This is a genomic window from uncultured Porphyromonas sp. (assembly GCF_938039215.1).
Lineage (GTDB): Bacteria > Bacteroidota > Bacteroidia > Bacteroidales > Porphyromonadaceae > Porphyromonas.
Genome location: NZ_CALHVI010000005.1, coordinates 36248 through 49546 on the forward strand (window position 1 = coordinate 36248; position 13299 = coordinate 49546).

The 13299-nt window shown below is 54.1% G+C and carries 8 protein-coding genes; 2 read left to right on the forward strand and 6 right to left on the reverse strand.

The window, feature by feature from the left end; translation table 11 throughout:
- Positions 1-33: 33 nt before the first annotated feature.
- The 3 genes from recG to xseB are packed head-to-tail and all read right to left on the reverse strand — an operon-like array spanning position 34 to position 3060.
- Positions 34-2133 (reverse strand): ATP-dependent DNA helicase RecG, encoded by a 2100-nt coding sequence (recG, locus tag Q0336_RS00710; RefSeq protein ID WP_298524315.1) that lies wholly within the window; start codon positions 2131-2133, stop codon positions 34-36.
- A gap of 32 nt (positions 2134-2165) precedes the next feature.
- Positions 2166-2840, reverse strand: coding sequence for a 2-C-methyl-D-erythritol 4-phosphate cytidylyltransferase (locus tag Q0336_RS00715; protein WP_298524319.1), 675 nt, complete (start codon positions 2838-2840; stop codon positions 2166-2168).
- Positions 2833-3060, reverse strand: a complete 228-nt coding sequence (gene xseB / locus Q0336_RS00720; protein ID WP_296955880.1) for an exodeoxyribonuclease VII small subunit — start codon at positions 3058-3060, stop codon at positions 2833-2835. The genes Q0336_RS00715 and xseB overlap by 8 nt, the downstream gene beginning before the upstream one ends.
- Before the next feature lie 364 nt (positions 3061-3424).
- On the opposite strand from xseB, the gene Q0336_RS00725 reads away from it, so the two are divergent.
- On the forward strand, positions 3425-4057 hold the full coding sequence (locus tag Q0336_RS00725) for a hypothetical protein (protein ID WP_298524322.1): 633 nt from the start codon (positions 3425-3427) through the stop codon (positions 4055-4057).
- 662 nt (positions 4058-4719) lie between these two features.
- The gene (locus Q0336_RS00730; protein WP_298524327.1) at positions 4720-5949 is read left to right on the forward strand and encodes an S-adenosylmethionine:tRNA ribosyltransferase-isomerase; all 1230 of its coding nucleotides are present in this window, start codon (positions 4720-4722) and stop codon (positions 5947-5949) included.
- A gap of 108 nt (positions 5950-6057) precedes the next feature.
- Here Q0336_RS00730 and Q0336_RS00735 read toward each other — a convergent pair whose 3' ends face one another.
- The 3 genes from Q0336_RS00735 to Q0336_RS00745 form a co-directional block, all read right to left on the reverse strand.
- Positions 6058-7992, reverse strand: a complete 1935-nt coding sequence (locus Q0336_RS00735; RefSeq protein WP_298524329.1) for a SusD/RagB family nutrient-binding outer membrane lipoprotein — start codon at positions 7990-7992, stop codon at positions 6058-6060.
- A gap of 23 nt (positions 7993-8015) precedes the next feature.
- Positions 8016-11207, reverse strand: a complete 3192-nt coding sequence (locus Q0336_RS00740; RefSeq protein WP_298524332.1) for a SusC/RagA family TonB-linked outer membrane protein — start codon at positions 11205-11207, stop codon at positions 8016-8018.
- A 366-nt stretch (positions 11208-11573) separates the two neighbouring features.
- Positions 11574-13277: a phosphoethanolamine transferase gene (locus Q0336_RS00745; protein ID WP_298524334.1), complete on the reverse strand. Its 1704-nt coding sequence runs from the start codon at positions 13275-13277 to the stop codon at positions 11574-11576.
- Positions 13278-13299: the final 22 nt, after the last annotated feature.

The following is a 13299-nucleotide window of genomic DNA, read 5'->3' on the forward strand; positions in this document are numbered from 1 at the left end:
GGTAGTGATCCTGCTGGGACTTGAGGATGGGGGTTAGGAGATCTGGCTCCAGTTCGGGCGCTCGTAGTAGATCTCTTGGAGGCGATGCCTTAGGAGGGAGTTCTTGGGAAGGCTCAGTTCGGGGTCTTCAGTGAGGATGCTCTCGGCGAGCTCTCGGGTGTACTGGACCATCGCTCCATCAAGGGCGGGATTGGCAATGCGTAGACTGAGCTGCTGGCCACTCTGACGGGTACCATCGATCTCCCCAAATCCCCGGAGACGCATATCCTCCTCGGCGATCTCAAAGCCATCATTTGTCTCGACCATGATGGCGATACGTCGCTTGGCCTCTTCGCCAAGCTCATTGCCCGTGACTAGGATACAATAGCTCTGGCTAGCACCACGACCTACACGGCCACGGAGCTGATGGAGCTGAGAGAGTCCGAAGCGATTAGCCCCTTCGATGACCATGACGGAGGCATTGGGCACATTGACACCTACTTCGATGACCGTCGTAGCTAGTAGCAGTTGAGCTTCACCCGAACTGAAGCTTCGCATCGCCTCATCCTTCTCCTCGGGCTTCATCTTGCCATGCACATGGACGATCTTCAGCTCTGGGAAGTGCTCCGTGTACCTGCGTACCCCTTCTTCTAGAGCTCGCATAGAGGCTTCTTCGCTCTCTTCGATCATCGGGAAGACGACATAGGCTTGCCTCCCTTCGGCGATCTGCGCTCCGAGGAACTGATAGACCTCATACATGTGGCTCTCGCTCTGGTGGTAGGTCTCGATGGGCTTGCGACCTGGTGGCAGTTCGTCGATCACTGAGATATCTAGATCCCCATAGAGGGTCATCGCCAGCGTGCGGGGAATGGGCGTAGCGCTCATGATGAGGATATGTGGGTGGTAGCTCTCACCCTTCTGCCACAGCCCCGAGCGCTGGACGACCCCGAAGCGATGCTGCTCATCGATGACAGCAAGACCTAGGTGGTGGAACTGTACGATGGGCTCCAGCAGAGCATGCGTTCCGACGATGAGGCGAAGGCTCCCTTCGCTCAGCCCCTCGAGGAGTACCCGTCGCTCCCGCTTCTTTGTACTGCCGATGAGGAGGCCTACTTCGATGCCTAGCGGCTCTAGATATTCCCTTAGTGATGCATAGTGCTGGCGTGCGAGGATCTCGGTAGGAGCCATCATGCAGGCTTGGTAGCCATTATCTAGGGCAAGGAGCATGGAGAAGAGTGCTACGAGGGTCTTACCGCTACCTACATCCCCCTGAATAAGGCGATTCATCTGTTTGCCTCCGACGAGATCACTCTGGATCTCTCGGATGACTCGCTTCTGTGCGCCCGTCAGATCAAAGGGAAGGCTTGCATAGAGCCCCTTCACTCCTTCGCCCACCCGAGGGAAGGGAAGGCCAGGAACTAAGGTCTTACGCTCCCGCTTCATACTCAGTAGGCGGAGCTGGATGAAGAAGAGTTCGTCGAACTTCAGTCGCCTACGTGCTGCCTCCAGCCCCTCCTTGCTCTGGGGGAAGTGGATCTGATCAATCGCCTCGGCATAGGACATCAGTCGAGCTCGCTGGATCACCTCTTCGGGGAGCGTCTCCTTGATATGGGGTAGGCAGGCTTCCTTGAGGATGTAGAGGAGCTGGCGCATCTGACGGCTGGCGATACCAGCACGACGGAGCTTCTCTGTGAGAGGATAGACGGGCATGAGCCCTCCACTGACTTGCTCCGCCTTCGACTCATCATCGATCTCGGGATGGGTGATGCTGTAGGCACCGTTGAAGTAGACGGGCTTGCCGAAGATGATGTACATACGCCCCTCAGCATAGAGATGCCTAATGGCCGAGAGGGAGCGGAACCATACCAGCTCGATCGTCCCCGTACCGTCGGAGAAGTAACCCACGAGGCGCTTCTTTCGCCCTTCACCTACCTCCTTGAAGTCACGGATATAGCCTTGTAGCTGGACATAGGGCATCTCCCCCCGTAGCTCACGTATGGTATAGACACGGGAGCGATCTACGTACTTCGTCGGGAAGTAGTGCAGCAGGTCCAGATAGGTATATAGGTCGAGCTCTTCGGCGAGCACCTTAGCTCGTCGAGGACCGACACTGGGTAGGAAGGTAAGCGGGGTATGGAAGAAGTCCTGAGGCATCGATAGAGTAGGGAGCTTCCTAGTGAAGAAGGCTACTTCTCACGAAGGAGTAGTTCGGCTAGGAGCAGATCACGAGGGGTCGTGAGCTTGATGTTTGTCTCCTCGCCATCAATGAGGGTGATGGAGCCAAGTGAGGCAGCTTCGTAGACCGAAGCATCGTCCGTGAAGAGGGGAGAGTAATCCTGCTGGTAAGCTTGCTGTAGTCGCCCAAGGTCGAAGGTCTGTGGGGTCTGTACTGCCACATAGCGGGAGCGATCGACAGCTTCGCTCTTCCCCTCATCTTGGCGAAGTCTTAGGCTATCTGTTACGGGGCAGGCGGGTAGGGCAGCACCACTTCGCTCAGCCTCTTCGAAGGAGCGACGGATGAGTGCACTACTGACTAAGGGACGTACCCCATCATGTACGGCTACTAGCCCCTCCTGTGGCAGGTGGCTAAGCCCCGAGCGTACGGAGTGGAAGCGAGTTTCTCCCCCGAGGGCTACGGTGTGGGATAGGGTGAAGTGATATTGCTCGCAGAGCTCTTGCCAGAAGGGGATATGATCCTCGGGCAGTACCAAGATGATACGACTGACCTCCCCCTCGAAGAGCTCTAGGGTGCGCATGAGGACGGGCTTCCCGCTGAGGGAAAGGAATTGCTTCGGCAGCTCCCCACCCATGCGCAGGCCTCGACCTCCAGCGACGATGATGGCGTAGCGCTCTTTATTCATTCGTTCCTTCCTCAGGCTCTTCGCTGAGCTGTGCCATGAGCTTAGAGAGTTGCTTATCAGCTTTGGTGAGCTTCTCTCGGCAGAACTTCGTGAGCTGTACCGCCTCCTCTACGAGGCCTGTAAGTTCATCGACATCGGGGCTCTCCTGCTCAATGCGTCGGACGATCGCATCAAGGCGCTGAGAAGCCTCTTGGTATGTATAGTTTGGATTTTGCTTCATCTCGTCTATATATTCGATTGGATCTCTTGCTCACAAAGTTAGCTAAAAGCCTCCAGCCCTCTGGAGCAAAGCTGGCTAGCCCCAGCTCGGGATGAAGCCTATACATCCTGAAATGAGCTAGTATGATCTCCAAATGGAAGAGGCTGGTAGTGTAATCTTATTAGTATTCAATGGGTGAAATAGCTAACTTTGCCTTACCTAGTCATAAAGTAACATATAAGTCAGTATGCACAGAGGGTTTCAATTAGCGTTGGATACAGAAGCGGGTATCTTCAACGATCGTTTTTCTATGTACGTAGATAGAGGCTATAATCTCTTTAGTTCGAATCGTACCAGAATGAATCGTGCTATAGATCATTTCCAGATGTCTGATTTCATCTTACAAGACGGCTCTGTTGATGGTTCTAGACTACAAGAATACTGGTTTCCTAGAATCAAGGCTGATGTGTTTATATCACACTCTCACCAAGATGAAAAACTTGCTCTAGCTTTAGCTGGATGGTTGTATGAGACCTTTAGACTGGTTCCCTTTGTTGATTCTTGTGCTTGGGGATACTTCGACAAGCTTTCAGAACAGCTATTAAAAGGGGCTGTACAAGCTAACGATCCACAGGAACATAAAGCTTTGGAGGATACGATACGTAGCCATGTCCATACAATGCTGAATGGTGCTATCAGGGAAATGATAGACGTGACGGAGTGTCTGTTCTTCTTGAATACATCGAATTCCATACATGGTGATGGGAAGACTCAATCTAATTGGATCCAGTCAGAACTCGAGATAGCTAGGACAATAAGGAGACGACCAAAGGAAGGGAAGCGCCCAGTGTCAGAGCTTGCGGAAAGAAGGAGTCTTGGTTTTATGATCGCATATGAAGCACCTGTGGCCCATCTTACGAAGATAGACTCAGATAGTTTGATGAAATGGGCTGCACGTTCATTTAAGGTGAGCCCTCCTCACAAGCACTTAGACCGCTTATATGCATTAAACCCTTAAGTAGAAATGAGTAATAAACTATCTCGCTTAGATAGCCCTGCAGTACAGGGGTATATATCCATGCTCCAGGGGATCCTCAACCGTATGGCAGGAAATAGTGCAAGCTGTAAGACTTGGACTGTCACCCTTGTTACAGCCATGTTAGTACTATTGGTAGATAAGCAGATTCAGCTCCCTAATCCTCTGCTTTGTTTAATACCAGTGATATTGCTATACTTATTAGACTGCTATTACTTGGGCTTAGAGCGAATCACCATCGGCGTTCAGAATAAGTTTCTTAAAAGCCTTTCAAAGGAGACGGAGGAATACATTGACCTTCTGTACAAGGTTGGTGATCTAGGAGATCGATTTGTTCAGCTGTGTAATACTATTAAGGCAATGAACTCTCCTTCTACCTTGCCTTTTTATCTCCTCGTAGCCTCTATCGTTTTATACTTGAGTTGGGGTATCTCAGCGTAGAATAACGTAGGCCCTTTCTTAAGTATATTAGCTTCTATCAGAGCCCAAGCGATCTACTCGCTTGGGCTCTGATGTTTTTGGGTAAGAGATGAGAGTAGTTACTACTTCATTTGACTGAGTAAGTGTATGGCTCCCTCACTCTCTGGGGAGCATCCCCTCTCTTTTGTGTACTTTTGTGCCACTCTAATGAGCCCCTTAGAAGCATGAACGAGAAGAAGATCCGACCCCAAGATATTCAGATAGCCGACTACGACTATCCCCTGCCAGATGAGCGCATAGCTAAGTACCCCCTTGCCGATAGAAGTAGCTCTAAGCTCCTTCGCTATAGCTCGGGGGAGATCGAAGAGTTTACCTTTCGTGATCTACCCAGCCTCTTGCCCGAGGGGACGGTGCTGGTGCGCAACAATTCGAAGGTCATCCGTGCACGTCTCCTCTTCCAGAAGGAGTCAGGTGCTCGTATCGAGATCTTCTGCCTTGACCCAGCAAGTCCTACCTCCTATGAGCTAGCTCTCACAGAGCGTCACGCCTGCTCATGGCATTGCCTTGTGGGGAATGCTAAGCGCTTCAAGGTCGGCTCCCGTGTAACACGTCTTATCCAGAGCGATGAGCTAGGCGAAGTGCTCCTCACTGCTGAGCGTACGGGCGAGGCAGAAGTGCGCTTCTCCTGGGATAACGATCGCTATACCTTCGGAGAACTGCTGGAGCTCATGGGCATCCTTCCCATCCCTCCTTACCTTGGTCGTGAGACGGAGGCGAAGGACCTAGAGACCTATCAGACGGTCTATGCCCAGCATGCTGGTTCGGTAGCTGCTCCTACGGCAGGCTTGCACTTCACTCCCGAGGTCTTCGAAGAGCTTCGCCAAAGGGGCGTACCTGTACTAGATGTGACACTACACGTAGGGGCGGGGACTTTCCGTCCCGTGAAGGCCGAGCAGATCGGGGAGCATGAGATGCACGCAGAGCTCATCAGCCTTAGTCGTCAGACCATCGAGGAGCTCCGAAGAAACCTCGGGCATATCATCGCTGTAGGCACAACCTCGGTGCGTACGCTGGAGAGCCTCTATCATCTAGGTGTCTACCTCCATCATTATCCCGAGACTCCGATGGCGGAGCTTCATGTGGAGCAGTGGCAGCCCTATGGTGACGAGCCTAAGGAAGAGCTGACGGCAGATGCAGCGCTCGGTGCACTCCTTAGCTACCTCGAGAGACATGGCGAGGAGACACTGGTCTTCCCCACGAGCATCATCATCGCACCCAGCTATACCTACCGGATCATCCGAGGGATGGTGACGAACTTCCACCAGCCTCACAGCACGCTCCTTCTGCTCATCGCGGCACTGATCGGTGAGGACTGGCATCGTGTCTATGACTATGCCCTCACGCATGATTTCCGCTTCCTAAGCTACGGGGATAGTTCGCTCCTGCTCCCCTAGAGAAGAGATACTCGCTGAGGATGCTATATAAGGAAAGAAGCCCCCTGAAGCACGTAGCTTCAGGGGGGCTTCTCTTTGTCCTAACTACTAGGGATGGGAGAAGAGCGATTACTTCTTCTTAGCCCAGTAGATGGGGGTGAAGACCTTATCCTCGCCACCGAGAGCCTTGACAGCAGTCTCGTGTCCCTGCTTGTTGCCACTAGCGATATTGCTAGGCAGAGGGATGCGCTGAGGGAAGAAGTCAATGGAGACCGTCTCGAAGTTGCTCGAGGAGAGCTGAGGCATATTGTCCAGAGGCTTCTCTACAGCAGGTGTTTCGAAGAAGGGGAGGCCAAGGCGACGGAAGTCATTCCAAGTCTCCAGTGGTAGCCAAGGAGTATTGGCGATGAACTTCTGCGTGATGATCTTCGTTAGATGGTCATTCATAGCCTTGGTATAGAGACGGCTCTTCATCTCTGGGTAGCGGTAGGTATAGTTACCCTTTGCCTTCGTATAGCCGTCGGTGTACGTCATCTCCACCGTAGCATTGGGCTCTGCGGTATGATCCCAAGCGACGGAGGTACCTACACGGTTGTAGTCGGTAGACGCTAGGTATTCGCTGACGAAGCCTGCACCGTGGTAGGCGAAGCTTGCCTTCACACCAGCCTCGTAGGCATTCTTAGCGGACATAGGGACATGCCAGCCACGGATGGAAGCTTCGGCTAGGAGGAAGTACGTCTCCCATTCTGCGAAGAAGATACGCTTGCTCTTGCTGTTGCGGTACTTGTTCGCTAGGCGAGGCATGGTACCGACCTGCAGCAGGTCATTGATAGCACTGAGCGTACCCCAGGAGCCACTGACCCAAGTGTTCCAAGTGAATCGAGTATCGATCTTCTCGAGCTCCTGATCACTTTCGCCGACCTTCTTGAGGCTATACTCTGTCTTCTTAGCTGCATCAGGTGCCCAAGATGGGTAGAAGCAGAATTCAGAGTTGAGCGTATCGCCCGTGATGATGAAGGTCTTGTAGGCACGAGGGTCGATCGTGTTAGGAAGCCCATCGAAGTAGAAGCCTCGAGAGGGGTCTGTCGTGGTCAGAGGGAAGTGGGACTGGTAGCGAATACCGAGGTAGTTAGCAGCCTTGATGTGCTTCTTGTAGCGCTCTTCGGGGAGCTGCTTCTCTGAAGTGACACCCCCGAGACCGAGCACGAGGTTGTTGTACGTCGGAGAGATCATCTGATGATTCCACTGACGGCTCATGACACCTGTGAGGTCATCCCAGCCGTCCTTTTCTTGGATCTCAAGGCGATCACTAGCCTGGAGGATACCACCAGCGGCAGCTGCTTCCTCGAAGTTCGACTTAGCAATATCTGGGTCTACCTCAGAGAGGCGCATAGCTAGACGCATACGGAGCGAGTTAGCGAAGGCGCGCCACTTAGCTGCATTGTAGCTGTAGGCATAGTCTAGAGAGGTGACTTGAGACTGATCCGAAGGCTTGGGCGAAGGAGAAGTCTTGAGCGTCTCGGAGGCTTCCTTCAGCTCCTTGAGCATGAAGGTGTAGGCCTCCTTAGCTCCTACATAGGTAGGATTGTTCCCCAGATAGCCATCGATAGCTACGACACCAAACATATCGCAGATCTCAGAGAGCTGGTAGGCACGCCAGATACGAGCTGCTGAGAGGATGGTGCTCTCGAAGGGGCGAGCAGAGCCATCCTTGATGCGCTCTTCTGCTAGGCGGATAGCTTCATAGAGAGGCTTGAGCCCTTGGGTAGCCGCGCGGCTGTAGTAGTCGCAGCTCCAGCCATCATTGTATCCCCCGAGGGAGAGACCACCAGAGCGATGCTGGTGTCCCCCTGTCTTCCAGTAGAGGACGAAGGCACGCTCAGCCACGTGAGGATTGAGCTGAGCAGCCATGATCCCACGGTTGATGAGGTATTCGGGTAGGACTTGCTCTCTATCGGCTGCCACGGGGTTGTTGTTGACATCATCGAAGTCTCGGCAGGAGGTAGATAGGCTGAGCATAGCACAAGAGGCTAGACCCGCCAGGAGCATATTCTTCTTATTCATGATCTATATGCGTATAAGGGCGGCTAGAAGCCAAGCGTGATGTTGAAGAGGAAGGAGCGAGTCGTAGGAGATGAAGCGAATTCATACCCAGTAGCGTTCGATCCAGTAGCGAAGACGGACTCAGGGTCTACACCGTTCATGTAGCTCTTGATCATCCAGACATTGTTGCAGGAGAAGCCTAGCTTAGCTCTGGTGATAGGGGTCTTCTTCAGCAGGCTCTGTGGGAGCGTGTAGCTGAGAGCGATGTTGCGCAGACGGACGTTGGTAGCATCGAAGATATTGGCTTCGTTGATCCCGAGGTTACCGCTACGCCCAGAGATAGCACCCCAGTAGTCCTCAGGAGTGACTTCGGTCGTGTTCTTCTCATAGACTTTCTTCCCACCTACGTTCTTCTCGATGGCACCATCGACGACGAACTTCTTACGCCCGTTGACCGCCGTGTTGGCAGACGAACCGTTGGCTTGGAGGGCGTGGTTCGTCCCAGAGAACATCTTACCGCCAATGCGAGCATCGATGAGGAAGCTCAGGTCAAAGCCTGCGAAGGAGAAGGTGTTGGTAAGCCCTGCTAGTAGGTCGGGCTGCTGATCACCGAGCTTCTTCCTTTCGCCAGCTATAGGCAGACCGTCGGCATCGGTGATGATCTTACCGTAGAGGGGGCTTGAGGGATCTTCGACACGCTTGAAGGTCGAGCCCCAGATTTCCCCGTACTTACCACCTTCGCGAGCTAGGATCTGGAAGTTGTCATAGGTACCGAGGTCGTACTCTGTGACGGGCGAATCCTGTCCGTTGCCTTGGTAGAGCTTGATGATGCGGTTCTCGTTGTGGGAGAGGTTGAGCTGAGCGTTCCACTTGAAGGCTTCACTGCGGAGGATGTCAGCGTTGATCATGAGTTCGAAGCCCTCGTTCTGGATGTCCCCAGCGTTGATGATCTTCGCATCGTAGCCGCTGGCAGGGTCCATAGGCAGGCGGATGAGCTGGTTCGTCGCATTGCTACGATACCAAGCGAAGTCGAAGCCCAGACGGTTGTCGAAGAGTCGGAGCTCCAAGCCCACTTCACGAGACTTGATGAGCTCGCTGCGGACCTTGTCGCTGTAGAGGGTGTTATCGACATTGGCCATCGTCCCACCGTTGGGATCCTTCTCGATCTTGTAGGTACTGTAGAGCTGATAGGGCTCGAGGTCATTACCTACCTGTGCGATCGAAGCTCTGACCTTGGCGAAGGAGATCCACTCGGGGAGCTCGATGTCCTGCTTGCGTAGGAGGTCGGTGATGACGAGCGAAGAGCTCAGCGAAGGATAGAGGAAGGAGCGGTTGGCCTTAGCTAGTGAGGAAGACCAGTCATTGCGCAGCGTCCCATCGACGAAGAAGTAGCCATCCCAGTTGAGCTGCATCGTCCCGTAGAGGGAGTTGATCTTCTTGTGACTGAAGGTCTCTACGTTGTCGGGCTTATTGATCCCATTGGTCAAGGAGAAGAGGTCAGGGATGATGAGCTGACCGACACTAGCTTTGAGGCCATGGTGTTTGCGCTCCATGAGGTTACCCCCGATAGAGGCAGATGCTCCGAGCTTACCGAAGAGGTTATCCTTGTGCGCTGATACGAGGAAGCTGTAGTTATTCTCGTAGAACTTGATCTGCTCCGTCTCGTACTTACCTCCACCGCCTACGATAGGAGAGCCCGAGTAGGTCTTACGCTCGATGCGGGTGGAGTACTGGTCAGAGCCAAAGCGGAGCTCGGCATTGAGCCAGTCGGTGATCTTGTACTTCAGAGCAGCACTGAGTAGGAATCGGTCACGGGTATCGTTGTTGAGGTTATACTTACTTGCCCAGTAGGGGTTCACTTGGCTACCGACACCATACCAGCGCATGGCACCCTGAGGGGTACGAGCGTCTGAGAAGTCTCGGATATCCATACTACGGGGTAGGGAATACATGGTATAGAAGGCATTCGAAGCATTGCGCCCATTGAGAGGACGGTTCTGCACGAAGGAGCGGATGTACTGCACCTTGGTGTCGGTGCTCCAGCGATCACTGGGGCCGAACTTGGTCGTAGCACGCAGCGTCATGTTCGTACGCCCGAGCGAAGAGCCTGGGATGTGGCTCTGATTGTCGGTGCGCGTCACGGACGAATAGATCGAGGTGCGATCGTACATCTGAGAGAAGGCGAGGTTCTCGGTGAGGTCTACCCCTGAGCGGAAGTAGTTGGCGACATTGTCAAAGGCCTGCATGCGAGCCTTCGTGCCGTCCCACTTCGTGTACTCTTGTCCTTCGATGCGGGGACCCCAGCTGGTGGAGACATTGTCCTTGTAGGCCCCTTCGGTACCTTGACCGAATTCGCTCTGGAGCTTGGGGCTCATGAAGAGACGTTCGATACCTACCGAGGAGGAGAAGGTGACACCGAGGCCCTTGTTCTTGCGCCCGCTCTTGGTGATGATCTGGATGACACCATTACCGGCACGTGAGCCGTAGAGGGCAGCAGCAGAAGCACCCTTGAGCACGGTCATGCTCTCGATATCGTCGGCATTGATGTCGGAGAGACCGTTACCCATATCGGATGAGGGGTTCCAGAAGTCGTTGTTGGTAGTACCGGTGGTGTTGTCCAAGGGGACACCGTCGACGACGATCAGAGGCTGGTTGCTCCCTGAGAGCGAGCTACTCCCACGGAGGACGATCTTGGAGGAGGAGCCGGGGCCGCTGGATCCCTTGATGATCTGGATCCCGGAGACCTTACCGGAGAGAGCGTTGGTGATGTTGGGTTCGCGTACAGCCATGAGCTGATCGCCCTTGACTTCTTGCATGGCATAGCCTAAGGCTTTACGTTCGCGGCGTATCCCTAGGGCGGTGACGACGACACCACTGAGCTGGGTAGCTGTGTCCTCTAGTACTACTTCGAGGGCAGCGCCTGTCCAGCGAAGAGTTTGGCTTTTATAGCCGACGCAGGAGATGGTGACTTCGGATCCTAGCTTAATGCCTTTGAGGGAGAAGTGACCCTTAGGATCGGTAAGTACGCCCTTGCCTACGCCCTTGACGAGGACCGAGGCCCCGATGATGGGTTCGCCCTTGGAGTCCTTGACGGTCCCTGTGAGGGCACTCGTCTGCTGAGCTTGTGCCTCGACTCGAGGAGCCTGTGCTTCCGAAGCGCTGGCCTCAGTAGAGGCGAATCCAGGTAGCAAACTCCCTAGGAGGAGTAGACTACTGACAGTCTTCATTCGTTTCATAGGTTTGTATTTAGTTAGTGATAAAGGGGTGTATAAAGGTAGGTATTTCTTTCACTCAAAGGAGGGGCTAAGTGCCTATCTCTTAAAAATTTATATAAAATAACATTTACACTTCACTTGGGATGAAAAGAAGGCTTTTCTTTTTCTTTCTTTTTACCTCCGAAGAGTAATATAATGTAGCGAGATAAGTGCCGAGATGTAGTCCGCTCTGGAGTGTCTCCGAGACAATGGCTAGAGCAGGCTAAGAAGTACACCTATATAAATAAGCTCCGAGCAATGTATTCAGCGATACATTGCTCGGTGCTTATTCTTTGGAGGTGCTATAGAGCACCTGACTCATAATCAGGGAGTCCTACTTCCTCAGCGCTAGCGGCAGGGGCGGGGAGTGATCTTCAGTCCCTTCTCCTTGAAGAGCCGTAGGTCCTCCTCATGCAGGTCTAGATCCTCGATGGGCACGCACTCGTAGCGGTCATTGAGGTAGAAGCGTGTCCCCCCACGGAACTTAGAGCTGACGAGCGAATGCTGATCGTCTCGGTAGGGTGTACGGATGCCTGCTAGCTCCAGCAGGGTATGGAAGACGGCATTGGAGGAGATGGCTTCTCGCTCGTTGGCTCGTGCCGAGGCGAAGAGCTGGGGGTGAGCCTCTCTCCAGCGGTCTGAGCTCCATAGGAGGAGGGGGATGTGTAGCTGGTAGTAGGAGACATCGGGCGATGAGTGCAAGAAGCGCTCCCGATCATCGTCGAAGACATCTTCGCCGTGGTCGGAGATATAGAGCATAGATGCTGCTCGGTCGCCAGAGTCCAGCATTTGGATCACCGAGGCGACGAACTTATCCGTCTGTCGGATCGCATTGTCATAAGCATTGCGGAGCATGAGGCTGTCGGCCTTCGAGCCCGAATAGCGCTGGTTGATGGGGAAGAAGTTCTCTTCCTCGGGGTAGCGATCACGATAGCTGAAGTGGCTGCCGTAGGTGTGGAGTACGACGAAGAGCTTAGGGTGATCACTGGCGAGCAGGCGACCCAGATAGGGCAGCATATCGGAGTCGTAGAGTCGGCGCTTGGTCTTGCGGAGCTCCTTGCGTATGGGGTGATGCTCGTCGCCCTGCATGGCGAAGAAATCCACATAGCTGTGGTTCCCTGGCTGGTTGGTGATGTAGGCGGTGTAGAAGCCTGCTTCACGGAAGGCAGCGAGGATGCCCTTCACCCGTGGCAGTTCGTCTGGGGTAGAAGCGCTGACATGGGAGAGGATGATGGGGATGCTCTTGTAGGTCGTATTGGACTGGGTGAGCACGTCTGAGAAGGCAATGAGACTGCTCTTGTCCAGACTGTCGAGCCGAGGGGTCGTGGGGCGAGGATAGCCGTAGAGGCTCCAGCTATGGGCACGGGAGGTCTCGCCGAGGATGAGGACGTAGACCTCACGCTCCTCTGCTGGGCGCTCCGACTGGGCACGGAAGGTGAAGTCTTCGCTCGTCTGGTCGTAGTGGAGGACTTGATGAAGCTTCTTCGTCGCCAGATACATATTGTAGAAGACGCTCATGGGATAGACCTCTGCCCGCAGGTGTAGATAGGGGAAGCGTCTCTTAGCCCCGATGTAGGTAGGTAGGGCGATGAGGAGGCAGAGGAGGGCGATGAGTCCTGTACGTCGGCGGAAGCGAGGGGTGAGGCTTCTGCGGTCACGAGCCGAGAGCCAGGCTAGGACGAAGGTCAGGAGGTAGAGCCCGCCGACACCGATGATGGGCCAGAGGATGTTGGAGAGTAGCTCTCCAGCTTCGTCGGGCTCTGAGGTGAAGAGATTGAGGATCATGTCCACGGCGACTACCGAGCCACTGAAGATCGTCAGCAGTACCAGCTGGAAGGCATGCAGGAGGACGAGCACGCCCAGTCCCCAGTAGATGCGTCCTGGTCGCTTAGCGATCAAGAGGAGAAGCATATAGAGGGGGAGCATCAAGAGGATGTTGAGCACACGGCCGATGGTCGGCTGCTGCATCACGATCGAGAGGATGATGTTCGGCAGGAGGAGGGCCAAGACGAAGATCCAGTAGTAGAAGCCTTGGCCTAAGGAGCGGATCATACTCCTAAGTCGGTCCCATAGC